The organism is Serratia sp. LTN-2 (assembly GCF_059740205.1).
This window is the reverse complement of the sequence record NZ_JCAXDO010000003.1, coordinates 444,607-469,548: the sequence shown is the minus strand read 5'-3', so window position 1 is coordinate 469,548 and position 24,942 is coordinate 444,607. Positions and strand designations below refer to the sequence as shown.

The window sequence follows — 24,942 nt, the reverse complement described above, 5'->3', positions numbered from 1 at the left end:
TGAACAGCGGACTGGCGTGTGCCAGGTTCAAACAGAAAGGTCATCGATGAGCTGGATTGAACGAATTCTTAACAAGAGCAATATCACACAAACCCGTAAGGCGAGCATTCCTGAAGGGGTCTGGACCAAATGCGACAGCTGCGGCCAGGTTCTCTACCGCGCCGAGCTGGAGCGTAATCTGGAAGTGTGTCCGAAGTGCGACCACCACATGCGTATGGGCGCGCGCGCGCGTTTGCATACCCTGCTGGACGAAGGCAGCGAAGTGGAGCTGGGCAGCGATCTGGAGCCGAAAGACGTTCTGAAATTCAAGGATTCCAAGCGCTATAAAGATCGCCTGGTCGCCGCGCAGAAAGCGACCGGCGAGAAAGACGCGCTGGTGGTGATGAAGGGCACGCTGTACGGCATGCCGATCGTCGCGGCGTCCTTCGAGTTCGCCTTTATCGGCGGTTCGATGTCTTCCGTGGTCGGCGCGCGTTTCGTGCGCGCGGTTGAGCAGGCGCTGGAGGACAACTGTCCGCTGGTGTGCTTCTCCGCCAGCGGCGGCGCGCGTATGCAGGAAGCGCTGATGTCGCTGATGCAGATGGCGAAAACCAGCGCGGCGTTGGCCAAAATGCAGGAGCGCGGCTTGCCGTACATCTCCGTGCTGACCGACCCGACCATGGGTGGCGTTTCCGCCAGTCTGGCGATGCTGGGCGATATCAACATCGCCGAGCCGAAAGCGCTGATCGGCTTCGCCGGCCCGCGCGTGATCGAGCAGACCGTGCGCGAGAAACTGCCGCCGGGCTTCCAGCGCAGCGAATTCCTGATCGAAAAAGGCGCGATCGACATGATCGTTCGCCGTCCGGAAATGCGCCAAACGTTGGCGAGCATTCTGTCGAAGCTGACTAACCAGCCGCAGCCGCATTTCGATGAGGCCGCGACGGTGATTGAACCGGAGCAGCAGGCCGACGCCTGAGGCAAAGACAGATCCCGCCCGGGTTCAGCCGCCACTTTGTGGCTAAGTGACGGCTGAAGCCCGTTTCCTGCCGGCCGCGGTTCATTACGCCGCGGCAGGCCGGTTGGCGGCGGTAACGAAGCGCATCGCCTTTACCGCGGTGAGGGTGGTGCCCTGATGGATTAATGAACCCAAGTTCAGTGACGGGACTCATGCAAAACCACCAAATTCCCCAAGCCACGTCGCCATTGAGCTCGTGGCTTTACTATCTGGAGCGTCTGCACAGCCAGGCGATCGAACTCGGCCTTGAGCGCGTACAGCGCGTCGCGGCGCATCTGGATTTACTGACTCCCGCTCCTACGGTGTTCACCGTTGCCGGCACCAACGGCAAAGGCACCACCTGTCGCACTCTCGAAGCTATTTTGCTGGCCGCCGGCCTGCGCGTCGGCGTCTACAGTTCGCCACATCTGGTGCGCTATACCGAGCGCGTGCGCATTCAAGGGGAAGAGCTGAGCGAAGCGGAGCACAGCCGCTCGTTCGCTGCCATTGAAGCCGGCCGCGGCGAAACGTCGCTGACCTATTTCGAATTCGGCACCCTGTCGGCGTTGCAGCTGTTCAAACAGGCGCGGCTCGACGTGGTGATCCTGGAAGTGGGCCTGGGCGGGCGTCTCGACGCCACCAACATCGTCGATCCGAGCGTGGCGGTGATCACCAGCATCGCGCTCGATCACACCGATTGGCTGGGCGACGATCGTGAAAGCATCGGCCGTGAAAAGGCCGGTATTTTCCGCAGCGGCAAGCCGGCGGTAGTGGGCGAACCCGACATGCCGGACAGCATTCGCCAGGTCGCCGAAACGCTGGGCGCGCCGCTGTATCGCCGCGGTGAAGCCTGGCGCTTCAGCGAGCAGGGCGATCGCTGGCAGTGGCAGGGCGGCGATACGCTGCTGACCGATCTGCCGACGCCGAACGTGCCGCTGGCCAATGCCGCTACCGCACTGGCGGCGCTGAACTGCTCCCCGCTGGAAATCGACGAACGGGCGATCTTCACCGGGCTGCAGCAGGCGACGCTGCCGGGGCGCTTCCAGATCGTGCGGCGGGAGCCGACGCTGATCCTCGATGTGGCGCACAATCCGCACGCCGCCGGTTATCTGGCCGGGCGCCTGGCCAGCCTGCCGCGCGAAGGCGGCAAGGTGCGTGCGGTGGTGGGCATGCTGTCGGACAAGGACATCGCCGGCACGTTGGCCTGCCTGAGCGAGCAGGTGGATGAATGGTACTGCGCGCCGCTCGACGGGCCGCGCGGTGCCAGCGTCGAACAGCTGGCGCAACATCTGACGGAACCGCGCCGTTTTGCCGATGTCGAAACTGCCTGGCGGCAGGCTATGCAGGATGCTGATAAACAGGATATTGTGATCGTCTGTGGATCGTTCCACACCGTTGCGCAGGTGATGGCGGCGTTAGACGAGATGCGGGGAGTGTGAGTGGCGAGTAAATTTCAGAACCGACTGGTCGGAACCGTGATTCTGGTGGCGCTGGGGGTAATCATCCTGCCAGGGTTGCTGGACGGCAAGAAGAAGCATTACGAGGACGAATTCGCGGCCATTCCTTTGGTGCCGAAGCCGGGCGACGTCGAAGAGAACGACGTGCTACCGCCGGTGACGCAGCCGTTACCGGCGCAGCCGCCGGAAGGGGCGGGCGCGTTGGTCGAGCAGCAGGCGGCCAACGAAGCGGCGGCGCAACAGGCGGCGCGGCAGAATGCTCAGCAACCGACGCTGGTGGCGCCACCGCCGGTCGAGACGCGTCCTCAGCCGGCACCGCAGCCTAAGCCGAAACCGGTAGAAACCAAACCGGTGGAAGTGAAACCGAAACCGGCGCCGCAGCCGAAGCCGGTGGAAGTGAAGCCGGTACCGAAACCGGAGCCTAAGCCGGAGCCGAAACCTGAACCGACGCCGCAGCCGAAACCGGCGGAAGAAAAAGCGCCGGCCGGGCAAGCCTATGTCGTGCAGCTCGGCGCGTTGAAAAACGCCGCCAAGGCGAACGAGATTGTCGCCTCGCTGCGCCTTTCGGGCTATCGCGCCTTTACCGTGCCGTCGACGCCGGTGCAGGGGCAGATCACCCGTATCTACGTCGGGCCGGATGCCTCTAAGCAGAAGCTGCAGGCGGCGCTGCCGTCGCTGAACTCGATCAGCGGGCTGAGCGGGCAGGTGAAGCCGTACGGCCGTTAAACCTCGCAGGGGCGCAGCACGATGCGCCCCTGAATTAAGGAGTGGTGGAGAGAAAGCGAGAAAAACCGCGCCTTTTGCAGGCGAAATCACCTATGTAGGCGCGGCGATTAGGAATTTTTTGATCGCCGCTTTTTATTTGTAACGTGGTAGGAAATCCCCTACGCAAACGTTTTCTTTTTCTGTTAGAATTCGCCGCGAATTGGATGCAGGGGCGATTCATTATTGGAATAGTTCATGGTCTGGATTGATTACGTCATTATAGCGGTGATTGGATTTTCGGCTCTGGTGAGCCTGATCCGAGGGTTTGTTCGCGAAGCATTGTCACTTGTGACATGGGGATGTGCGTTTTTTGTTGCCAGCCATTTCTACTCTTACCTTGCGGTCTATTTCACTCGTTTTGAAGATGAACTGGTGCGAAACGGCATCGCGATCGCGATTTTGTTCATCGCGACCTTGATCGTAGGGGCTATTGTTAACTATGTGATTAGCTCACTGGTAGAGAAAACCGGGTTGTCGGGCACCGACCGCGTGTTGGGCATCTGCTTCGGCGCGCTGCGCGGAGTGTTGATCGTCGCGGCGATCCTGTTCTTCCTGGATACCTTTACCGGCTTCTCACAAAGCGCCGACTGGAAACAGTCGCAGCTCATTCCCCAGTTCAGTTACGTCATCAGGTGGTTCTTTGACTACCTGCAGAGCACGTCGAGTTTCTTGCCGACCCAATTGCCGGGGCGGTAGCGCTGATGAGGAAAAGACAACATGTGCGGTATTGTCGGTATCGCCGGTTTCATGCCGGTAAACCAGTCGATTTATGATGCGCTGACGGTGCTCCAGCACCGTGGCCAGGATGCCGCAGGCATCGTCACCATTGACGCCCACAACGGGTTCCGTTTGCGTAAAGCCAACGGCCTGGTGAAGGATGTGTTTGAGGCGCGCCATATGCAACGCTTGCAGGGCAACATGGGCATTGGCCATGTGCGTTACCCGACGGCCGGCAGCTCGAGCGCCTCTGAGGCCCAGCCTTTCTACGTCAACTCGCCGTTCGGCATTACGCTGGCCCATAACGGCAATCTGACCAACGCCCATGAGCTGCGCCAAAAGCTGTTCGAAAGCGGCCGTCGCCATGTCAATACCACCTCCGACTCGGAAATCCTGCTGAACGTGCTGGCCAGCGAGCTGGATCGCTTCCCGCACTATCCGCTGGAGGCCGACAACATCTTTACCGCAGTCGCCGCGATGCATCAGCAACTGCGCGGCGCTTACGCCTGTGTGGCGATGATCATCGGCCACGGCCTGCTGGCGTTCCGCGATCCGAACGGCATTCGCCCGCTGGTGATCGGCAAGCGCACGCTGGAGGATGGCCGCAGCGAGTACATGGTGGCTTCCGAGAGCGTGGCGTTGGATACCCTGGGCTTTGAGTTCCTGCGCGATGTGGCGCCGGGCGAAGCGGTGTACATCACCACCAAAGGCCAGCTGTTCACGCGCCAGTGCGCAGAGAACCCGAAAACCAACCCGTGCCTGTTCGAATACGTCTATTTCGCGCGCCCGGATTCCTTTATGGACAAGATCTCGGTCTACAGCGCCCGCGTGCGCATGGGCCAGAAGCTGGGTGAGAAGATCGCCCGCGAATGGGAAGATCTGGATATCGACGTGGTGATCCCGATCCCGGAAACCTCCTGCGATATCGCACTGGAGATCGCGCGCATTCTCGAGAAGCCATACCGCCAGGGCTTTGTGAAGAACCGCTATGTTGGCCGCACTTTCATCATGCCGGGCCAGCAGGCGCGTCGTCAGTCGGTGCGCCGCAAGCTGAACGCCAACCGCGCCGAATTCCGCGACAAGAACGTGCTGCTGGTGGATGACTCCATCGTGCGCGGCACCACCTCGGAGCAGATCGTCGAAATGGCGCGCGAAGCGGGCGCCAAGCGCGTCTATCTGGCTTCCGCCGCGCCGGAAGTGCGTTTCCCTAACGTCTACGGCATCGACATGCCGAGCGCCAACGAACTGATCGCCCACGGGCGTGAAGTGGATGAAATCCGCCAGATCATCGGCGCCGACGGGCTGATCTTCCAGGACCTGGACGATCTGATCGAAGCGGTGCGCGAAGAGAACCCGGATATCACCCAGTTCGAATGCTCGGTGTTCAACGGCATCTACGTGACCAAAGACGTCGACCAAAGCTATCTGGAATACCTGGAGTCGCTGCGCAGCGACGACGCCAAGGCGCTGCGGGTGCAAACCGAAGCGGAAAATCTGGAACTGCACAACGAAGGCTAATCGCCCGCGTTGATCCCCCCAAGGTGCAGCGCCGCGTTTGCGGCGCTGCACCTTGCTCCTGTGACTTGCTTATCCCTCGCCATTGCGGCAAAGTCTGCCTGATCTTACTTTTTACGGCAGAGGCCATTTTCCATGAAACGACTCATCATCGGCATTTCCGGCGCCAGCGGCGCGATCTACGGCGTGCGCCTGTTACAGGTTTTGCGCGACGTCGCAGAGGTGGAAACCCATCTGGTGATGAGCAACGCGGCAAGGCAGACGCTGGCGCTGGAAACGCCGTACAGCCTGCGTGAAGTGCAGGCGTTGGCCGATGTGGTGCATGATGCGCGCGATATCGCCGCCGGTATATCCTCCGGCTCCTTCAAAACCCTCGGCATGGCCATCCTGCCTTGCTCGATCAAAACGCTGTCCGGCATCGTCAACAGCTACAGCGACGGGCTGCTGACCCGTGCTGCCGACGTGGTGCTCAAAGAGCGCCGTCGTTTGGTCTTGTGCGTGCGCGAAACGCCGCTGCATCTGGGACACCTGCGGTTGATGACCCAGGCGGCGGAGATGGGCGCGGTGATCATGCCGCCGGTGCCGGCGTTTTACCACCAGCCGAAAAGCGTGGAAGACATCATCGATCAGACCGTCAATCGGGTGATCGACCAGTTTGATATCGAACTGCCGACCGATCTGTTCACCCGCTGGCAGGGTGCTAATTAACAGTTTTATCCCTAAATTGGTACATTTGTGCAACACCGCACTGAATTGGGGCGGCGCATGCACCATAATGATCCTACTTCATCACGCTCACTGTTTCATGGCGCCGTCTTGTCGCGGCTGCCAGTGACGCGGCCCTGACCGGCCGATTTAATTTTGCGGTTATCGTCCCAGGAAACAGTATTGTGAAGGCCGGAGCCGTTCCCTCCTGCCGTAGCACCTAATGTGGCACGATTACTGCAAATTGATTTGGTGGGGAAAGTAATGCCCGTAGTGGCATCAAAAAAATCAATTTGAGGGTAATTTATGAAAAAGCGGGTTTTGATTCTGCCGTTAGTTCTGGCTTTGAGCGCCGCCAGCAGCGCCTTTGCCGCCATTCCTTCAACGCTGAAGATTGGCACCGATCCGACTTACGCACCGTTTGAATCCAAAAACGCCAAAGGCGAATTGGTCGGCTTTGACATCGATTTGGCCAAAGAGCTGTGCAAACGCATCAATACCCAATGCACCTTCGTGGAGAGCGACTTTGACGCGCTGATCCCATCCCTCAAGGCGAAGAAGATCGACGCCATCATCTCTTCGCTGTCCATCACTGAAAAACGCCAGCAGGAAATCGCCTTTACCGACAAGCTGTATGCCGCCAACGCGCGTCTGATCGCGCCGAAGGGCTCCAAGCTGTTGCCGACCGCTGAAGCGCTGAAAGGCAAGAGCGTGGGCGTGCTGCAGGGCACCACCCAGGAAGCTTACGCCAACGCCATGTGGCAGCCGAAGGGCGTCACCGTGGTGCCTTACCAGAACCAGGATCTGGCCTATGCCGACCTGGCCTCCGGCCGCATCGACGCCGCCTTCCAGGATGAAGTGGCAGGCAGCGACGGCTTCCTGAAACAGCCGCCGGGCAAAGACTATGCGTTTGCCGGTGAATCGGTGAAAGATGACAAGTTCTTCGGCGTCGGCACCGGCATGGGGCTGCGCAAGACCGATACCGAGCTGAAAGCGGCGCTGGACAAAGCCTTCGCCGAGATGCGTAAAGACGGCACCTACGATAAATACGCGAAAAAGTACTTCGACTTTGACGTCTACGGCGGGTAATCCGCTTCCCGTTCCATGCTGTGACTGCGGGGCCGGTGCGCCGGCCCCGATGGTTCGGATCCTAGACCACAGGGTGAAGTAGATGCTGCAAGGCTATTCCCAACTGATTTTAGAGGGGGCTCTGGTGACGCTGGAGCTGGCCCTCAGTTCCGTAGTGCTGGCGGTGGTGATCGGTCTGATCGGCGCCGGTGGCAAATTGTCTCATAACCCCTTTATCTCCGGTCTGTTCGGCGCTTATACCACGCTGATCCGCGGCGTGCCCGATCTGGTGCTGATGCTGCTGATCTTTTACGGTCTGCAAATCGCGCTGAACAATATCACCACGCTGCTGGGCTTCGCGCAGATCGATATCGATCCGCTCGGTGCCGGCATCATAACCCTCGGCTTTATCTACGGCGCTTATTTTACCGAGACCTTCCGCGGCGCCTATCTGGCGGTGCCGAAAGGGCAGATCGAAGCGGCGACGGCCTACGGCTTCAGCGGCGCGCAGATCTTTCGGCGCATTCTGTTCCCGGCGATGATGCGTTTCGCCTTACCGGGCATCGGCAACAATTGGCAGGTGATCCTGAAGGCGACGGCGTTGGTGTCGATCCTTGGCCTGAACGACGTGGTGAAAGCCACGCAGCTGGCGGGGAAAGGCACCTATCAGCCGTTCTTCTTCGCCATCGTGGCCGGCGTGGTGTACCTGGTTTTCACTACCGTTTCCAACGGCGTGCTGCTGTGGCTTGAACGGCGTTACTCACTGGGCGTCAAGAGGGCCGAACTATGATCGAAATCCTGCAACAGTACTGGCAGTCGCTGCTGTGGAGCGACGGCTACCGCTTTACCGGCGTGGCGGTCACGCTGTGGTTGCTGATTGCTTCGGTGGTGATGGGCGGGCTGCTGGCGATCCCGATGGCGGTGGCGCGCGTGTCTCCCATTCGCTGGGTGCGTTTTCCGGTGTGGCTCTATACCTACGTGTTTCGCGGCACGCCGCTGTACGTGCAGCTGCTGGTGTTCTACTCCGGCATGTACAGCCTTGAGATCGTGCGCGGCAGCGAGTTTCTCAATGCGTTTTTCCGCAGCGGGCTCAATTGCACCATTCTGGCGCTGACGCTCAATACCTGCGCCTATACCACCGAGATCTTCGCCGGGGCGATCCGCTCGGTGCCGCACGGTGAAATCGAGGCCGCCAACGCCTACGGTTTCTCGCGCTTCAAAATGTATCGCTGCATCATCTTGCCTTCGGCGCTACGCACCGCGTTGCCGGCCTACAGCAACGAAGTGATCCTGATGCTGCACTCCACCGCGCTGGCGTTTACCGCCACCGTGCCGGATCTGCTGAAGATCGCGCGCGATATCAACGCCGCGACCTATCAGCCGTTTTACGCTTTCGGCATTGCGGCGGTGCTGTACCTGATCATCTCCTACGTGTTAATCAGCCTGTTCCGCAAAGCTGAAAAACGCTGGATGGCCCACGTTAGTCACTGATAAATGACGGGAAGAAAAACCATGTCTGAGAATAAATTAGCCGTCACGGAACTGCACAAACGCTATGGCGATCACGAAGTGCTGAAGGGCGTTTCGCTGGCGGCCAACGCCGGGGATGTGATCAGCATCATCGGCTCCTCCGGCTCCGGCAAAAGCACCTTTCTGCGCTGCATTAACTTCCTTGAAAAGCCGAGCGAAGGCTCGATCAGCCTGAACAACCAGGACATTCGCATGGTGCGCGACAAGGACGGCCAGCTGAAGGTGTTCGACAAGAAGCAGCTGCAGCTGCTGCGCACCCGCCTGACCATGGTGTTCCAGCACTTTAACCTGTGGAGCCACATGACGGTGCTCGAGAACGTGATGGAGGCGCCGGTGCAGGTGTTGGGGCTGAGCAAGGCCGAAGCGCACGATCGTGCGGTGCGCTACCTGGACAAAGTGGGCATCGATGAGCGGGCGCGCGGCAAATACCCGGTACACCTGTCGGGCGGTCAGCAGCAGCGCGTCTCTATCGCCCGCGCCTTGGCGATGGAGCCGGAAGTGCTGCTGTTTGACGAGCCGACGTCGGCGCTGGATCCCGAATTGGTGGGCGAGGTGCTGCGCATCATGCAGAAGCTGGCGGAGGAGGGGAAAACCATGGTGGTGGTGACGCACGAAATGGAGTTTGCGCGCCACGTCTCCAACCACGTGATCTTTCTGCACAAAGGGTTGATTGAAGAGCAGGGGCCGCCGGCCGAGCTGTTCGGCAACCCCAAAAGCCCGCGCCTGCAGCAGTTCCTGTCCGGCGCGTTGAAGTAACCTCAGATCAGCGGGCTTCGGCCCGCTGATTGATCACGTCATCCAACGCCTGTTCCAGCTCCAGATAGCGGAAGTGAAAACCGGCTTCTTCCAGGCGTTTCGGCACCGCCCGTTGGCCGCCGAGCACCAGCACCGCCGCTTCCCCCATCAACAGCCGCATGACGAACGCCGGCACCCGCAGAAACGCCGGGCGATCGAGCACGTTGGCCAATTGGGCGGCGAACTGTTCATTATGCACCGGGTAGGGCGCGACCATGTTGAACGGGCCGGTCAGGGTCGCGTGATCCAACAGATAAATAATGCCGTTGACCATGTCTTCGAGATGGATCCACGGCAGGTATTGGCGGCCGTCGCCGATCGGGCCGCCCAGTCCGAAGCGGAACGGCGGCAGCATTTTGGCCAGCGCACCGCCCTGCGGCGCCAGCACCACGCCGGTGCGCAGCAGGCAGACTCGAGTGGTGTCGCTTTGCGCCTGCAGCGCCAGCGCTTCCCAACGTTGGCACAATCGGTGGGTGAATTCGTCGTGCGGTGGTTCTTCTTCGGTCACCACCGCCTGCCCCTGATCGCCGTAGTAGCCGACGGCGGAACCAGAAATCAGCACGCCGGGCGGCGTGCTGCTTGCCTTGATAAGCTGCGCCAGGCGTTCGGTCAGATCCCAGCGGCTATGGCACAGCCGCTCCTTTTGCTGCGCGCTCCAGCGCTTGTCGGCAATCGGCTCGCCGGCCAGGTTGATCACCGCGTCGAAGCCATCCAGCGACTGCACGTCGTCCAGCGTTTGCCAATAGCTCGGCTGGTCGCCGAGCCGGGCCCGGGCCCGCCGTTCGTCTCGCGTCAGCACCGTAATGTGGTGAGAAAGCGCCAGCAGCCTGGCCGTCAGGCTGCTGCCTATCAATCCCGTTGCGCCGGTGATCAGGATCCGCATGGTCGACCTCCCTGAGTTAGTCCCGGCGGTAGCTCATGGTCATGGAAACCGAATCGGCATAGCGCAGGGCCAGAAGTTTATCTATCTCCACTTCAGCATAGGTCACCCAGGCGTGATCTTTTACGATATCGAGCACATCCTGCGTTAATTTTTCCAGCAGCGCGAAACGGTTATCTTCCACATGGCGGATGATCGCTTTGGTGATGGTACGGTAGTTGAGCGCATCGGCGATGTCTTCGCTGTTGCGCGCTTTGTCCGCCGGGTAGTGGATCACCACGTTGATCAGCACGTCCTGTCGGTTGTTGATTTCTTCTTCCTTGATACCGATGAACGTGCGCAGCCGCAGGTTTTTGATGCGAATAACGGCGTCGGGTTGACTGAAAGACATCAGAGATTCTCCATAGGTCTGATTATTGACGTTCAGAATACACGGAAAGTAGGGAAATGATAACGCAGGGACGATGCGACTCCCCGTTCGGCGGGGAGTCGGAAGAGCCGCTTAGGCCTGTTCGGCCAGCTTGTAGGCGCGTTCGGTCGCCGGACGGTTGCTGATGCGCTCGAACCAGTTGCGTACCGCCGGGTAATCCGCCAGATCGATGCGTTGGCGCGGATGCGACACCACCCATGGATAGGTGGCGATATCGGCAATGCTGTAGTTGTCGCCGCCCAGATACGGGTGTTTTTGCAGCTCGGCTTCCAGCACGCCATACAGCCGTTTGGTTTCCAACTGGTAACGCTCGATGGCGTAAGGCACCGGCTGCGGCGCGTAGTGATTGAAATGGTGATTCTGCCCGAGCATCGGCCCGAATCCGGCCACTTGCCAGAACAGCCACTGCAGAGTGGCGGCGCGTTCGCGCAGGCCTTTGCTCAGCAGCTTGCCGGTTTTCTCCGCCAGATACAGCAGAATTTCCCCGGACTCGAACAGGCTGATTGGCGCGCCGCCGTCCACCGGTTGCTGATCGACGATCGCCGGGATTTTGTTGTTGGGAGAAATGCTCAGAAAGTCCGGTTTGAACTGCTCGCCGGCGCTGATGTTTACGCGATGGATACGGTAGGGTAAGCCGACCTCTTCCAAAAACAAGGTGATCTTGTGACCATTGGGAGTAGGCGCGTAATACAGGTCAATCATGTTGCCTCCTGCGGTAAGGTGATCTGTAATTCATTACACGTTGCTGCGGTCTTCGCCGCGCACAAAGGTATATCAGAGATCCAACAATAGCAGCTAAGGATAGCAGGCTATGTGGGATTCGTCCGATGCTATCTGCGCGGTTGGATCACAATTATCCACCGGGGCGGGCGGCGGTTTGCCGCACGGCGCCGGCGCGGTAAAATGACGCTTATTTCCCTCTATAGGACAAGGTTATGAAGCTGATGTTCGCCTCGGATATTCACGGTTCGCTGCCTGCTGCCGAACGCGTGCTGGAATTGTTCGAACAAAACCGCGCCGACTGGCTGATTCTTCTGGGTGATTTGCTGAATCACGGCCCGCGCAACGCGCTGCCGGCCGGGTATCAGCCCGCTCAGGTTGCCGAACGATTGAACCGCTATAGCGACAAGATCATCGCCGTTCGCGGCAATTGCGACAGCGAGGTCGATCAGATGCTGCTGACGTTCCCCATCGAAGCGCCCTGGCAACAGGTTTTACTGCAAAAAAGACGATTGTTTTTGACCCACGGTCACCTTTATCATCCCTCGGCACTGCCGCCGTTATCCCGCGGAGACGTCCTGGCCTACGGCCATACGCATCTGCCGCAGGCGGAGCGGCAGGGGGAGATCTACTGCTTCAATCCAGGCTCGGTCAGCATCCCGAAAGGGGGCTTTCCCGCCAGCTACGGCATGTTGGATAGTGGCACTTTGAGCGTGCTGACGCTCGACGACGGCAAGGTCGTCGCGGAGGTGGCGTTAACACGCTAAACGCACTAATTTATACACACACAATAAAAATCTTTGAAAAACACTCATTGATTAACCAGCGCGCGGGATGCATCGCGCCAAAATAGAAGGTTTTAGAGGATGGCGGAACAGGGTCAGGCTGCAGATACCGAATGGGTTGATATCGTCGACGAACAAAACGAGGTGATTGCTCAATCCAGTCGTCAACAGATGCGGGCGGAGCGGCTGCGCCATCGTGCTACCTATATTGTGGTGCATGATGGGATGGGAAAAATTCTGGTGCAGCGTCGCACCGAGATCAAGGATTTCTACCCGGGCTGGCTGGACGCGACGGCGGGCGGCGTAGTGCAAAGCGGTGAAAACGTGCTGGATTCGGCGCGCCGCGAGGCGGAAGAGGAGCTGGGCATCGCCGGCGTGCCTTTCGCCGAGCACGGTCTGTTCTACTTTGAAGAAGAGCAGTGCCGGGTGTGGGGTGCGCTGTTCAGCTGCGTGTCGCACGGCCCGTTCGCGCTGCAGGAAGAAGAAGTGGCCGAAGTGTGCTGGTTGACGCCGGAAGAGATCACCGCGCGCTGCGACGAGTTTACCCCGGATTCGCTGAAGGCGCTGTCGCTGTGGCTGACGCGCAACAACGAGCAGGATTACGGCAAGCCGATCGATAACCACTGAGACGCCAACGCATGAAAGAGCCGGTCATCGACCGGCTTTTTTTATGGTGCGGATTCAGCAGCTGTCGCGGCGGCACAGCGTGGCGGGCAGGGAGCCTTCCGGCAGCCAGGGTTGCTGGTTCAGTCGCGCCAGCAGCGCCTGGCCGGCCTGAATGCCGATGTCGCGATGCGGAATGGTCATGGTGGTCAGCGGCGGCTGACACACCCGGCTGAACTCGCTGTTGCCGAACCCCACCACAGCCAGATTGTCCGGCACCTTGATGCGCCGCCGCTGGCATTCATACAGCGCGCCGCCCGCCAGTTCGTCCGATGCGCACACCAGCGCGTCCAGCTCCGGCCAGGCCAGCAAAAATTCCGGCAGCTGCTGTGCGCCGGTGCTGAAGCTGGCGGGCTGTGCGGCGTTAATCACCCGATGCGGCGACATATGGTTGCGCAGCAGCGCCTTGTGCCAGCCCTGCAGGTGCTGCTGGAAAATCCACTGCTCCTGGTTAGCGCACAGCAGCCCGATATTCTGATAGCCGCTGGCGATCACCGTTTGCGTCAGCTGATACATGGCCGCCACGTAATCGATGCCGATGCTCATGTCGATCGGATCGGCGCGCACGGCGCCGATCTCCACCACCGGGATGTTGGCAGCGATCAACGCGTTGCGGGCGTTCTGCGAATGCTCGACGCTGAGCAGCACCGCCGCTGCCAGGTTGTAAGAGAGCAGGGTCTCCAGCAGCTTCTCTTCGCGTTCGAGGTGATGCTGCGACTCCGCCAGCATGATGTGATAGCCGGCCGGCTGCAGCACTTTCTGCAGGCCGGCGAACATCTCGGCGCAGCCGGACTCGGACAGGCTGGGCACCACCATGGCGATGGTGTAGGACGAGGCCGACGCCAGCGAACTGGCGGCCAGATTGGGCAGATAGCCCAGTTCGCTCACCGCCGCATCGATCTTCTCGCGCAGTTTGTCCGAAACCTGCTCCGGTGTGCGCAGCGCGCGCGAAACCGTCATGGTGCCGACGCCCGCCAGCTGCGCCACGTCAGCCAACGTCACCCTGCCTGTGCTGCGTCGTTTTTTACCGATCGACATGCGTAATCCCGACTGAAATGCGCGCGCGGCGCATAAAAATGGTAGGGGTGGGAAGCCGACGAGGCGGCTTCGACGATCCCCGTATGCGGCACATTCTACCCCGTTAGCCGAAAGAGCGAGAAAAAATTGTGGTTAACGCCATGCCGCGGCGCGGTGTTTTGATAGCGCTATCACAGATCTGCATGATAGCGCTTTGGTAGCGCTATCTTTGTGATGCCAGTCACTGTGCAGCCGAGAGGGGTTGATTAAAGTTTTACCGTCGTCGGTGAATTAATCACCGGCCGAAACCATCAACGCTTGGGAGGGTAATGTGCTGAAAGAGTGGCTGACCGCCGATCATATACAGCTGTGCGAACGGGTGGAGGACTGGCGCCAGGCGGTAACGCTGAGCGCACAACCGCTGCTGGAAGGCGGCGTGATTACGCCGAATTACCTGACGGCCATCTTTCATCAGCAGGAGAAGCTCGGCCCTTACTTCGTCCTGGCGCCGGGCATTGCCATGCCGCACGCCCGGCCGGAGGAAGGCGCCAACGCGCTGGGGTTATCGCTGTTGAAGATCCATCAGGGGGTGAATTTCCACTCTGCGGATAACGATCCGGTTCAGGTGGTGGTGATGCTTTCTGCGCCCGACGGCGACAGCCACATCGAATTGATTTCGCAGCTGGCGGAATTATTTTCAGACAATCAGGCGATGGAGGCGTTATTTCACGCCAAAGATAAACGGCAAATTGAGGATATTATCGCCCGCTATTAACGCTTAATCACCAGGAACACTATTAATGCTAACAACGCCGGGAATATGACCGGCGGCGCTACCCTACACGCTAAATTCAACAGGTGGATATCATGAAAATCATGGCGATTTGCGGTTCCGGTCTCGGCAGCAGTTTTATGGTGGAAATGAACATTAAAAAGGTGCTGAAAAAGATGGGCGTGGAGGCCGAGGTCGAACACTCCGATCTGTCGTCGGCCACTCCCGGCGCGGCCGACGTGTTCGTGATGGCGAAAGACATCGCCGACAGCGCCAGCGTGCCGGCCGATCAGCTGGTGGTGATCAGTAACATCATCGACATCAATGAGCTGGAAGCCAAGCTGCGCGCTTACTTCGAAGCCCACTCAATCCTCTGAATAAAACGATTGGCGAGGTGGATATGTTTATCCAGGAAACGCTCAAGTTTGTGGTGGATATATTAAAGGTGCCTTCGGTGCTGGTCGGGCTTATTGCGCTGATCGGTTTGCTGGCGCAAAAGAAATCCTTTTCCGATGTGGTGAAAGGCACGGTAAAAACCATTCTCGGCTTTATCGTTTTGGGCGGCGGCGCCACGGTATTGGTCGGATCGCTCAATCCGCTGGGCGGCATGTTCGAGCACGCGTTTAATATTCAGGGCATCATTCCGAACAACGAAGCGATCGTCTCTATCGCGCTGGAGAAATACGGTGCCTCCACCGCGTTGATCATGGCGTTCGGCATGGTGGCGAACATCGTGGTGGCGCGCTTCACCCGGCTGAAATACATCTTCCTCACCGGCCACCACACGTTCTACATGGCCTGCATGATCGGCATCATCCTGACGGTGGCGGGCTTTGAGGGCGTGCAGCTGGTGTTCACCGGCGCGCTGACCCTGGGGCTGGTGATGGCGTTCTTCCCGGCGATCGCCCAGCGCTATATGCGGCGTATCACCGGCAACGACGACATCGCCTTCGGCCACTTCGGCACCCTGGGCTACGTGCTGTCCGGCTGGATCGGTTCGAAGGTGGGGAAACACTCGCGCTCGACCGAAGAGATGAACCTGCCGAAAAACCTCAGCTTCCTGCGCGACAGCTCCATTTCGATCTCGATGACCATGATCGTCATCTACCTGATCCTGGCGATCTGTGCCGGGCGGGCCTATGTGGAAAGCGAACTCAGCGGCGGCCAGAACTACCTGGTGTATTCGATAATCCAGGCCATTACCTTCGCCGCCGGGGTGTTCATCATCCTGCAGGGTGTGCGCTTGATTCTGGCGGAAATCGTGCCGGCGTTCACCGGCTTCTCGGAAAAGCTGGTGCCTAACGCGCGGCCGGCGCTGGATTGCCCGGTGGTGTATCCCTATGCCCCCAACGCGGTGCTGATTGGCTTCCTGTTCAGTTTCCTCGGCGGGTTGGCCGGGCTGTTTCTGTTGGGACAGCTGAAGATGGTGCTGATCCTGCCTGGCGTGGTGCCGCACTTCTTCACCGGTGCCACCGCCGGGGTGTTCGGCAATGCCACCGGCGGGCGGCGCGGCGCGATGCTGGGCGCTTTCGCCAACGGCCTGCTGATCACTTTCCTGCCGGTGCTGCTGTTGCCGGTGCTGGGAGCGCTGGGCTTCGCCAACACCACCTTCTCCGACGCCGACTTCGGCGTAGTCGGCATCCTGCTGGGCAATATGGCGCGCTTTATGTCGAAAGAGATGATCATGCTGGCGATCGTCGCCGTGTTCGCGCTGCTGGTGGCGCATAACTTCCTGGGAAAACGCAAAGGCGCACCGGCCGCTGACCGCGTCGAGAAATAACGAGGGCAGACTGATGAATGACACAACGAGCGAAACGGAAATGAGAGAGCTGCGCGCCCTGGCGCGTGCGATCCGTCTGGAAACCTTGAAGGCGCTGACCGGGCTGGGCTTCGGCCACTACGGCGGCTGCATGTCGGTGGTGGAGACGCTGGCGGTGCTGTACGGCGGCGTGATGCGCATCGATCCGGCGGATCCGGACTGGCCGGAGCGCGATGACTTCGTGCTGTCGAAAGGGCACGCCGGCCCGGCGCTGTACAGCACGCTGGCGATCAAGGGCTACTTCCCGCTGGCGGAGCTGAAGACCCTCAACCAGAACGGTACGCGTCTGCCGAGCCACCCGGACCGGCTGCGCACGCGCGGCGTGGACGCGACCACAGGTTCGCTGGGGCAGGGCGTGTCGATCGCCGCCGGCATGGCGTTGTCCCACCGGCTGGCGGGGCGGCGCAACCGGGTGTTCAGCATCCTCGGCGACGGGGAGCTGAACGAAGGGCAGTGCTGGGAGGCGTTCCAGTTTATCGCCCACCACAATCTGAACAACCTGACGCTGTTTATCGATTACAACAAACAGCAGCTGGACGGCGCGCTGGACGAGGTGATCCAACCGTTCGATCTGGCCGCCAAGTTCCGCGCCTTTGGTTTTGAGGTGCAGACCATCAAGGGCGACGACATCGCAGCGCTGCTGGCGGCGGTGGCGCCGGCGCGCGGCGGCGAACAGCGGCCGCTGGCGATCGTGCTCGACAGCATCAAGGGACAGGGCGTGAGCTATCTGGAAAACCTGTCCAACTCACACCATCTGCGCCTGACGCCGGACGTGCAGCTGGAGATCGAAAAAGCCATCGCCGAACTGGAGGCCGCCCATGTTTAACGTAGTGACGCAGTTGGAAAACGACGCCGTCGAAATGCGCAAAGTCTACGCCGGCGCGGTGCGGCGGCAGATTGAAGCGGGCGCGCCGATCATCGCGCTGGAGGCGGATCTGATGAGTTCGATGGCGATGGACGGCGTGCACAAGGATCACCCGCAGCACGTGATTAACTGCGGCATCATGGAGGCCAATGTGATCGGCGTCGCCGCCGGGCTGTCGCTCACCGGCCGGGTGCCGTTCGTGCATACCTTTACCGCCTTCGCCAGCCGCCGCTGCTTCGATCAGCTGTTCATGTCGCTGGATTACCAGCGTAACAACGTCAAGGTGATCGCCTCCGACGCCGGGGTGAGCGCCTGCCACAACGGCGGCACCCACATGTCGTTCGAAGACATGGGCATTGTGCGCGGGCTGGCGCATTCGGTGGTGCTGGAGGTGACTGATGCCACCATGTTCGCCGACATACTGCGTCAGCTGATGGACTTGCGCGGTTTCTACTGGGTGCGCACCATCCGCAAGCAGGCGACGCGCATCTATCAGGAGGGCTCGCGCTTTACCATCGGCAAGGGCAACCTGCTGCGCGACGGCGACGACGTCACGCTGATCGCCAACGGCATCATGGTGGCCGAAGCGCTGAAGGCGGCGCAGATGCTGGCGCAGCGGGGCGTCAGCGCGGCGGTAATCGATATGTTCACCCTCAAGCCTATCGACCGTGAACTGATCAAAACCTACGCGGCCAAGACCGGACGCATCGTCACCTGTGAAAACCACAGCATTCATAACGGGCTGGGGTCGGCGGTGGCGGAGGTGCTGGCGGAGGAGTGCCCGACGCCGATGCGGCGCGTGGGGGTGAAGGAGCGTTACGGCCAGGTGGGCACCCAGGCGTTTTTACAGCAGGAGTATGGCCTGACCGCAGAGCATATTCTGGAGGCCGCCAAGCAGCTGCTGGCGCAGCATTAGAAAAGGCCAAGACGCCGGTCAATGACCGGCGTTGCCTGATGGATAAGGCCATGAAACGTCGCCGAGGCAACGCGCGCCTTAACGCGGAGAATAGGTGTGTCGGTTGTTATATTCGGTATTGGGCGTGACAACGCCGAAAAACGCGTTGTGGACCCACATCTTGCAGTTATTGCAACACGGCGCGATCCTCCCATCCCCGTTGAAAGCAACGCAGTAGTAATGGCGCGGATGCAGGTTGCGAGCATAAAGCTCAAGCCATACATGGGCTTCGGCGCATGCGGTAAAAGGCCGCGCTTCAACTTCCTTTTTACCGCTCCACGGCAGAATCAGCCGCTGGCTTTTTTTCTCTTTCGCCTGCAGTTCTGCAATATATCGGTCAAATAGGGAGGCGTCATGCGTGATGCCTGCGCTGTGGCCCACGAAGCGGGTTAATCCCGATACCTCTCTTTTTCCCCTCGTCAGAGAGAAAGCCAGCGCCAGCATTCTGTTCGTTGTGGGGCCGAGCCGGTCGATCTTCCAGAGGTAGGAATCGTAATTAATGGCATTGTTAATGAGCGTTTTGGCTATTTTCTCAACGGACTGACCAGTGTGTGCCATAGGGTAAACCTTCAGGTTTTTTTATGAGTGTGCATAGTGTCTAGCACAAAACCCAGTCATCAGAATAAGGCGGGCCTTTAATTAAGAGTATTCTTATCTTGCGGCGGAACAGGAGTGTCTCGCTGGCGATATTGCGGCTATTTGTTTGTTTCTACGGAAATTGGTGCGCATTCAGCGTGGGGAAGGCAGCGAGCTTCGCCCGCTTGAGAGAGACATGACCTTCTCTTGAGAATAAAAAAGCACCGCTCAATATGCTTGAGCGGGGCTTTATTGTTTACGCCAATACTCATTATCCACCACCCCGTCCGGGACGGGGCGTTAATGGGCTATCAGGCCTTGGCGGCGGCAGCGTCAGCCTGGGAAGACTGGATCGCCGTCAGTGCGACGGTGTAGACGATATCGTCTACCAGCGCGCCGCGCGACAGGTCGTTCACCGGCTTGCGCATGCCTTGCAGCATCGGCCCGATGGAGACCAGGTCAGCGGAACGCTGCACCGCTTTGTAAGTGGTGTTGCCGGTGTTCAGATCCGGGAAGATGAACACGGTCGCCTGGCCGGCTACCGGTGAGTTCGGCGCCTTGGACTTGGCAACGTCGGCCATGATGGCGGCGTCGTACTGCAGCGGGCCATCGATGATCAGGTCCGGGCGTTTTTCCTGCGCCAGACGGGTCGCTTCGCGCACTTTCTCTACGTCGCTGCCCGCACCGGAGTTGCCGGTGGAGTAGGAGATCATCGCTACGCGCGGCTCGATACCGAAGGCGGCGGCGGAATCTGCAGACTGGATGGCGATTTCAGACAGCTGCTCGGCGGTCGGATCCGGGTTGATCGCGCAGTCGCCGTAGACCAGAACCTGGTCAGGCAGCAGCATGAAGAACACGGAGGACACCAGCGAGCTGCCCGGCGCGGTTTTGATCAGCTGCAACGGCGGACGGATGGTGTTGGCGGTGGTGTGAACCGCACCGGAAACCAGACCGTCGACTTCGCCTTGTTCCAGCATCAGGGTGCCGAGCACCACGTTGTCTTCCAACTGCTCGCGCGCGACCACTTCGGTCATGCCCTTGCTCTTGCGCAGTTCAACCAGACGCGGCACGTAGTTTTCACGCACGGCGACCGGATCGACGATTTCGATGCCTTTGCCCAGCTCAACGCCTTGCGCTGCCGCTACGCGCTGGATCTCGTCCGGGTTGCCGAGCAGCACGCATTCCGCAATACCGCGTTCGGCGCAGATGGCCGCCGCTTTCACGGTGCGCGGCTCGTCGCCTTCCGGCAGCACGATGCGCTTGCCGGCTTTACGCGCCAGCTCGGTCAGCTCGTAACGGAACGCCGGTGGAGACAGGCGGCGTGAACGCTCGGAGGTGGCGGTCAGCGAGTCGATCCACTCGGTGTTGATGTGGCTGGCCACGTAGTTCTGCACTTTCTCGATGCGCTGGTGGTCGTCCGCCGGCACTTCGAGGTTGAAGCTCTGCAGGCTCAGCGAGGTCTGCCAGGTATTGGTGTCGACCATGAACACCGGCAGGCCGGTCTGGAAGGCGCGTTCGCACAGCTTCTTGATCGGCTCGTCGATGGCGTAGCCGCCGGTCAGCAGAATGGCGCCGATTTCCACGCCGTTCATCGCCGCCAGGCAGGCGGAGACCAGCACGTCAGGGCGGTCTGCGGAGGTCACCAGCAGGGAGCCAGGGCGGAAGTGTTCCAGCATGTGCGGAATGCTGCGCGCACAGAAGGTCACGGACTTCACGCGGCGGGTCATGATGTCGCCTTCGTTGACCACGCGGGCCTTCAGGTGGCGAGCCATGTCGATGGCGCGGGTGGCGATCAGATCGAAGCTCCATGGCACGCAGCCCAGAACCGGCAGCGGGCTGTTGGCGAACAGCTGCGCAGGATCGACGTGGGCGATGCTGGCTTTGGTGGAGTCGTCGAAGATTTCGGACAGGTCAGGACGGGTGCGGCCCTGATCGTCGACCGGTGCGTTCAGCTTGTTGATGATAACGCCGGTGATGTTCTTGTTCTTGCTGCCGCCGAAGCTGGTGCGCGCCAGTTCGATGCGCTCTTTCAGCTGCGCCGGGGAGTCGTTGCCCAGCGCCAGCACGAAGACGATCTCGGCGTTCAGGGTTTTGGCGATCTCGTAGTTCAGCGCGTTGGCGAACTGGTGCTTGCGGGTCGGCACCAGGCCTTCGATCAGCACCACTTCCGCGTCTTTGGTGTTCTCGTGGTAGCGCGCCACGATCTCTTCCATCAGCACGTCTTGCTGGTTGGAGCTCAGCAGGCCCTCAACGTAGTCCATGCGCAGCGGTTCGGCCGCCGTAATGGTGGAGTTGCTGCTGCGGATGATGGTGGTGGTCTGGTCGAGCGCATTGTCGCCGGAGCGCGGTTGAGCGATAGGCTTGAACACGCTCAGACGAACGCCTTTTTGCTCCATGGAGCGGATGACACCCAGGCTGACGCTGGTCAGGCCGACGCTGGTGCCGGTGGGGATCAACATAATAGTACGTGACACAGAATAGTCCTCTTCACGATTAACATGAGGCTAAAACAACACCGTCAGCCTGGGCTGACGGTGTTTTGAGAGCATTACGCGGTCAGGCGGGATGCGTCCTGCGCGATGACCAACTCTTCGTTGGTCGGGATCACCAGCGCCAGGCGGCTGCCGTCTTTGGTGATGGCGCCGGATTTGCCGAAGCGAGCGGCCATGTTGCGGTCGTGGTCGATTTCGAAGCCCAGCAGGCCCAGTTTGTTCAGGGTCAGCTCGCGCACCATGCCGGCGTTCTCGCCGATGCCGCCGGTGAAGATCACCGCGTCCAGACGGCCTTCCATCAGCGCGCTGTAGGCGCCGACGTATTTGGCCAGACGGTGGCAGAACACGTCCATTGCACGTTTGGCGTCGGCTTTGCTGTCGTAGTTGTCTTCAACGTAACGGCAGTCGCTGGTGACTTCGGTCAGGCCCAGCAGGCCGGATTCTTTGGTCAGCATTTTGTTGATCTGGTCAACGCTCATGCCCAGAGAATCGTGCAGGTGGAAGATGATAGCCGGATCGATGTCGCCGCTGCGGGTGCCCATCACCAAGCCTTCCAGCGGGGTCAGACCCATGGAGGTGTCAACGCACTGGCCGTTGCGCACTGCGGTGACGGAACCTCCGTTGCCCAGGTGGCAGGTGATCACGTTCACTTCTTCCACCGGCTTGTTCAGCATCTTCGCGGCTTCCTGAGTCACGTAGAAGTGGCTGGTGCCGTGCGCGCCGTAGCGGCGAACGCCGTGGTCGCGGTACAGGCTGTACGGCAGGGCGTACAGGTAGGACTCTTCTGGCATGGTCTGGTGGAACGCGGTGTCGAACACGGCAACGTTCTTGTCAGCCAGGTGAGGGAAGGATTTCAGCGCTTCCGCGATGCCGATCAGGTGAGCCGGGTTGTGCAGTGGTGCAAACGGTACGGAATCTTTGATACCCTGCAGAACTTCGTCGTTGATCACGGCGGAGGCGGTGAACTTCTCGCCGCCGTGCACGATGCGGTGGCCGATAGCGGTCAACTGCGCGGAAAGCTCTGGTTTTTGTGCCAGAATAGTATTAACAATGAAGTTCAGCGCTTCGCTGTGTGCAGCGCCGGCCCCCAGGGCAGCTTCGTGTTTGGCGCCGTCCATTTTCCACTTGATGCGAGCTTCAGGCAGGTGGAAACACTCGGCCAAACCGGAGAGGAATTCGTCGCCGTTAACGGCATCGATGATGGCGAATTTCAGAGAAGAACTGCCGCAGTTAAGAACCAGTACTAGCTTACTCGACATGGAAGTACCTACTTAAATAGTCGTGTTGTTAAAAGAAAATCGAACACACGTGGTGAATTAATCGTCAATCAGACAACAAGCGTAGCGCATAGTGCCGATGACATTTATGATTAACATCATGTGAAGTGCACAAATCACAGGATGATGGAAAAACCGATGATTTCTCTGCGGTTTAAATAATCTTGATTTTTATAGGGCTAAAAGTTGACAAAATTTACGTCATCTTCTACCGGCCACAAGGCCGGCTTAGGATACCGATAGCCCGGTGCAAACACAAAATAAATTTAAAGCTTCAAATTTTTTAGTATTGTCTCTGGCAGCACGCTGTGAGTTTCTTTACGTGACGTTGAGGTACGCAATGACGAGCAAACCGTCCGGTTCCGTAAGCTGGTTTCAGGTCTTCCAGCGCGGGCAGCATTATATGAAAACCTGGCCGTCAGACAAACGTCTGGCACCGGTCTTTCCGGAGAACCGCGTTGCGCGTGCTACCCGTTTCGCCATCCGCTTCATGCCGCCGTTGGCGATTTTCACGCTGACCTGGCAGATCGCGCTCGGCGGCCAGCTCGGCCCAGCGATCGCCACCGCGCTGTTCGCCTGCAGCCTGCCGATGCAGGGGCTGTGGTGGCTGGGGCGCCGTTCGGTCACGCCGCTGCCGCCGACGCTGCTGCAATGGTTCCACGAGGTGCGCAACAAGCTGACGGAAGCGGGGCAGGCGGTGGCGCCGCTCGAAGGGACGCCGACTTATCAGACGTTGGCCGATCTGCTCAAGCGCGCGTTCAAGCAGCTGGACAAAACCTTCCTTGACGATCTGTAACTGAAAAAAGGCCGCGTTGATGCGGCCTTTTTCGTCTAAGCGCCAATAATCCCGGTTTAAATCAAAGAACGGTCGAGTTGTGATTTCCTGCGTTCTTGCGCTGTGCGATGCTCCCGCCATCACACAGAAATGAGGAAATCCTGATGGAAATGACCAACGCCCAGCGGCTGATCCTGTCGAACCAGTACAAGATGATGACCCTGCTCGATCCGGACAACAGCGATCGTTATCGCCGGTTGCAAACCATCGTCGAACGCGGCTTCGGTTTGCAAATGCGCGAGCTGGATCGCGACTTCGGCGAACTGAGCGAAGAGGTGTGCCGCACCATCATCAACGTGATGGAGATGCATCATGCGCTGCAGGTTTCCTGGGGCAACCTGAAAGAGAAACAGGATCTGGACGAACGCCGTCTGGCGTTTCTCGGTTTCGATGCCGCCACCGAGGCGCGCTACCTGAGCTACGTGCGTTTCCTGGTCAGCACCGAGGGGCGTTATACTCACTTCGATTCCGGCAGCCACGGTTTCAACGCCCAGACCAAAATGTGGGAGAAATACCAGCGTATGCTGGCGATCTGGCTGGCCTGCCCGCGCCAGTATCACTTGAGCGCCGTTGAGATAGCGCAAATCATCAATGCTTGATTAAAAAGAGGTTTTCTGTGGAGTGTAAGGGTTTTCTGTTCGATCTTGATGGCACCCTGGTGGATTCGCTGCCGGCGGTAGAGCGCGCCTGGACGCACTGGGCCGAGCGCCGCGGCGTCAACCCGCAAGCCGTGCTGGACTTCATTCACGGTAAACAGGCCATTACTTCTCTGCGCCACTTCATGCCGGGCGAAAGCGAAGCGGAAATTCAGCGCGAGTTCCAACTGCTGGAGCAGAGGGAAGCGCAGGATACCGACGGCGTTCGCGCACTGCCTGGCGCCATTGCATTGCTGGATCGCCTGAACGCGCTCGACATTCCCTGGGCGATCGTCACCTCCGGTTCGGTGCCGGTGGCGGGTGCCCGTCGCCAGGCCGGCGGTTTGCCGCAGCCGGCGGTGTTCATCACCGCCGAGCAGGTTAAACACGGTAAACCGCAGCCCGACGCCTATCTGCTGGGCGCCGAGCGTCTGGGCCTGGCGCCGCACGAGTGCGTGGTGGTCGAAGACGCACCGGCCGGCATTCTTTCCGGTCTGGCGGCGGGCTGCCAGGTGATCGCGGTCAACGCGCCGGCGGATGCGCCGAAGCTGGATCAAGTCGACCTGCGGCTGGGGTCGCTGGAACAGATTGCCGTCGAGAAAACGGCGCACGGGGCGATCGTTCGCCGGCTGGCCTGAGCGGCATTATCTTCACCCTAATTGATTAGACCCCGCCTCGGCGGGGTTTTTTTATGCT

Annotated in this window: 27 protein-coding genes; 20 read left to right on the top strand and 7 right to left on the bottom strand. The window is 59.8% G+C overall.

From position 1 onward, the window contains the following. Positions 1-46 precede the first annotated feature (46 nt). The 10 genes from accD (at position 47) to hisP (ending at position 9,486) form a co-directional block, all read left to right on the top strand. Entirely contained in the window at positions 47-955 is a 909-nt protein-coding gene (gene accD / locus AC6BYQ_RS09365) for an acetyl-CoA carboxylase, carboxyltransferase subunit beta (RefSeq protein WP_498056763.1), read from the top strand. Positions 956-1,146: 191 nt separating this feature from the next. Then, positions 1,147-2,412 carry a bifunctional tetrahydrofolate synthase/dihydrofolate synthase gene (gene folC / locus AC6BYQ_RS09360; RefSeq protein ID WP_063919786.1) on the top strand — a complete coding sequence of 422 codons (1,266 nt, stop codon included), beginning with the start codon at positions 1,147-1,149 and terminating at the stop codon, positions 2,410-2,412. Then, the gene (dedD, locus tag AC6BYQ_RS09355; protein ID WP_019453743.1) at positions 2,413-3,156 is read left to right on the top strand and encodes a cell division protein DedD; all 744 of its coding nucleotides are present in this window, start codon (positions 2,413-2,415) and stop codon (positions 3,154-3,156) included. A 234-nt stretch (positions 3,157-3,390) separates the two neighbouring features. Beyond that, on the top strand, positions 3,391-3,891 hold the full coding sequence (gene cvpA, locus AC6BYQ_RS09350) for a colicin V production protein (RefSeq protein ID WP_004936119.1): 501 nt from the start codon (positions 3,391-3,393) through the stop codon (positions 3,889-3,891). A 21-nt stretch (positions 3,892-3,912) separates the two neighbouring features. Then, positions 3,913-5,430, top strand: coding sequence for an amidophosphoribosyltransferase (gene purF, locus AC6BYQ_RS09345; protein WP_019453742.1), 1,518 nt, complete (start codon positions 3,913-3,915; stop codon positions 5,428-5,430). Positions 5,431-5,562: 132 nt separating this feature from the next. Further along, positions 5,563-6,135 carry a UbiX family flavin prenyltransferase gene (locus AC6BYQ_RS09340; RefSeq protein WP_019453741.1) on the top strand — a complete coding sequence of 191 codons (573 nt, stop codon included), beginning with the start codon at positions 5,563-5,565 and terminating at the stop codon, positions 6,133-6,135. A 303-nt stretch (positions 6,136-6,438) separates the two neighbouring features. Further along, positions 6,439-7,221 carry a histidine ABC transporter substrate-binding protein HisJ gene (gene hisJ / locus AC6BYQ_RS09335; RefSeq protein ID WP_019453740.1) on the top strand — a complete coding sequence of 261 codons (783 nt, stop codon included), beginning with the start codon at positions 6,439-6,441 and terminating at the stop codon, positions 7,219-7,221. 82 nt (positions 7,222-7,303) lie between these two features. Further along, on the top strand, positions 7,304-7,990 hold the full coding sequence (locus tag AC6BYQ_RS09330) for a histidine ABC transporter permease HisQ (RefSeq protein WP_019453739.1): 687 nt from the start codon (positions 7,304-7,306) through the stop codon (positions 7,988-7,990). Continuing rightward, positions 7,987-8,691: an ABC transporter permease gene (locus AC6BYQ_RS09325; RefSeq protein ID WP_074055797.1), complete on the top strand. Its 705-nt coding sequence runs from the start codon at positions 7,987-7,989 to the stop codon at positions 8,689-8,691. Before AC6BYQ_RS09330 ends, AC6BYQ_RS09325 begins: the two co-directional genes overlap by 4 nt. Before the next feature lie 21 nt (positions 8,692-8,712). After that, positions 8,713-9,486, top strand: coding sequence for a histidine ABC transporter ATP-binding protein HisP (gene hisP, locus AC6BYQ_RS09320; protein WP_019453737.1), 774 nt, complete (start codon positions 8,713-8,715; stop codon positions 9,484-9,486). A 7-nt stretch (positions 9,487-9,493) separates the two neighbouring features. Here the strand turns inward: hisP and AC6BYQ_RS09315 are convergent, their stop codons facing one another. The 3 genes from AC6BYQ_RS09315 to yfcG form a co-directional block, all read right to left on the bottom strand. Then, a complete protein-coding gene (locus tag AC6BYQ_RS09315; RefSeq protein ID WP_498056762.1) occupies positions 9,494-10,408 on the bottom strand; it encodes a TIGR01777 family oxidoreductase in 915 nt (304 codons plus the stop codon). 16 nt (positions 10,409-10,424) lie between these two features. Then, positions 10,425-10,796, bottom strand: a complete 372-nt coding sequence (gene folX, locus AC6BYQ_RS09310; RefSeq protein ID WP_019453735.1) for a dihydroneopterin triphosphate 2'-epimerase — start codon at positions 10,794-10,796, stop codon at positions 10,425-10,427. Between the two features lie 111 nt (positions 10,797-10,907). Then, the gene (yfcG, locus tag AC6BYQ_RS09305) at positions 10,908-11,537 is read right to left on the bottom strand and encodes a GSH-dependent disulfide bond oxidoreductase (protein WP_063919785.1); all 630 of its coding nucleotides are present in this window, start codon (positions 11,535-11,537) and stop codon (positions 10,908-10,910) included. 233 nt (positions 11,538-11,770) lie between these two features. On the opposite strand from yfcG, the gene yfcE reads away from it, so the two are divergent. Further along, a complete protein-coding gene (yfcE, locus tag AC6BYQ_RS09300; protein ID WP_154746569.1) occupies positions 11,771-12,322 on the top strand; it encodes a phosphodiesterase in 552 nt (183 codons plus the stop codon). 99 nt (positions 12,323-12,421) lie between these two features. Beyond that, a complete protein-coding gene (gene yfcD, locus AC6BYQ_RS09295) occupies positions 12,422-12,967 on the top strand; it encodes an NUDIX hydrolase YfcD (RefSeq protein WP_019453732.1) in 546 nt (181 codons plus the stop codon). 54 nt (positions 12,968-13,021) lie between these two features. On the opposite strand, the gene AC6BYQ_RS09290 is transcribed toward yfcD, so the two are convergent. Then, complete coding sequence (locus tag AC6BYQ_RS09290) at positions 13,022-14,041, bottom strand: LacI family DNA-binding transcriptional regulator (protein WP_025160165.1); 1,020 nt, start codon at positions 14,039-14,041, stop codon at positions 13,022-13,024. 310 nt (positions 14,042-14,351) lie between these two features. On the opposite strand from AC6BYQ_RS09290, the gene AC6BYQ_RS09285 reads away from it, so the two are divergent. The 5 genes from AC6BYQ_RS09285 to AC6BYQ_RS09265 all read left to right on the top strand — a co-directional run bounded on the left by AC6BYQ_RS09285 (position 14,352) and on the right by AC6BYQ_RS09265 (position 18,392). Next, entirely contained in the window at positions 14,352-14,795 is a 444-nt protein-coding gene (locus AC6BYQ_RS09285; protein ID WP_498056761.1) for a PTS sugar transporter subunit IIA, read from the top strand. Between the two features lie 92 nt (positions 14,796-14,887). After that, the gene (locus AC6BYQ_RS09280; protein WP_019453729.1) at positions 14,888-15,169 is read left to right on the top strand and encodes a PTS sugar transporter subunit IIB; all 282 of its coding nucleotides are present in this window, start codon (positions 14,888-14,890) and stop codon (positions 15,167-15,169) included. 23 nt (positions 15,170-15,192) lie between these two features. Next, complete coding sequence (locus AC6BYQ_RS09275) at positions 15,193-16,572, top strand: PTS ascorbate transporter subunit IIC (RefSeq protein WP_019453728.1); 1,380 nt, start codon at positions 15,193-15,195, stop codon at positions 16,570-16,572. A gap of 13 nt (positions 16,573-16,585) precedes the next feature. Continuing rightward, a complete protein-coding gene (locus AC6BYQ_RS09270) occupies positions 16,586-17,437 on the top strand; it encodes a transketolase (protein WP_198636296.1) in 852 nt (283 codons plus the stop codon). After that, positions 17,430-18,392, top strand: a complete 963-nt coding sequence (locus AC6BYQ_RS09265) for a transketolase family protein (RefSeq protein ID WP_498056760.1) — start codon at positions 17,430-17,432, stop codon at positions 18,390-18,392. The genes AC6BYQ_RS09270 and AC6BYQ_RS09265 overlap by 8 nt, the downstream gene beginning before the upstream one ends. A 78-nt stretch (positions 18,393-18,470) precedes the next feature. Here AC6BYQ_RS09265 and AC6BYQ_RS09260 read toward each other — a convergent pair whose 3' ends face one another. The 3 genes from AC6BYQ_RS09260 to ackA form a co-directional block, all read right to left on the bottom strand. Continuing rightward, positions 18,471-18,989, bottom strand: coding sequence for a hypothetical protein (locus AC6BYQ_RS09260; protein ID WP_019453725.1), 519 nt, complete (start codon positions 18,987-18,989; stop codon positions 18,471-18,473). 329 nt (positions 18,990-19,318) lie between these two features. After that, positions 19,319-21,481, bottom strand: coding sequence for a phosphate acetyltransferase (gene pta / locus AC6BYQ_RS09255; protein WP_025160167.1), 2,163 nt, complete (start codon positions 21,479-21,481; stop codon positions 19,319-19,321). Positions 21,482-21,555: 74 nt separating this feature from the next. After that, positions 21,556-22,758 (bottom strand): acetate kinase, encoded by a 1,203-nt coding sequence (gene ackA, locus AC6BYQ_RS09250; RefSeq protein WP_004936063.1) that lies wholly within the window; start codon positions 22,756-22,758, stop codon positions 21,556-21,558. A gap of 358 nt (positions 22,759-23,116) precedes the next feature. Here ackA and yfbV point away from each other — a divergent pair, with 358 nt between their 5' ends. From yfbV to AC6BYQ_RS09235, 3 genes are all read left to right on the top strand, one after another. Further along, positions 23,117-23,572 carry a terminus macrodomain insulation protein YfbV gene (yfbV, locus tag AC6BYQ_RS09245; RefSeq protein WP_004936061.1) on the top strand — a complete coding sequence of 152 codons (456 nt, stop codon included), beginning with the start codon at positions 23,117-23,119 and terminating at the stop codon, positions 23,570-23,572. A gap of 143 nt (positions 23,573-23,715) precedes the next feature. Beyond that, positions 23,716-24,210: a YfbU family protein gene (locus AC6BYQ_RS09240; RefSeq protein WP_019453723.1), complete on the top strand. Its 495-nt coding sequence runs from the start codon at positions 23,716-23,718 to the stop codon at positions 24,208-24,210. 17 nt (positions 24,211-24,227) lie between these two features. Beyond that, the gene (locus AC6BYQ_RS09235; RefSeq protein ID WP_063919782.1) at positions 24,228-24,884 is read left to right on the top strand and encodes a sugar phosphatase; all 657 of its coding nucleotides are present in this window, start codon (positions 24,228-24,230) and stop codon (positions 24,882-24,884) included. The last annotated feature ends 58 nt before the right edge of the window (positions 24,885-24,942 follow it).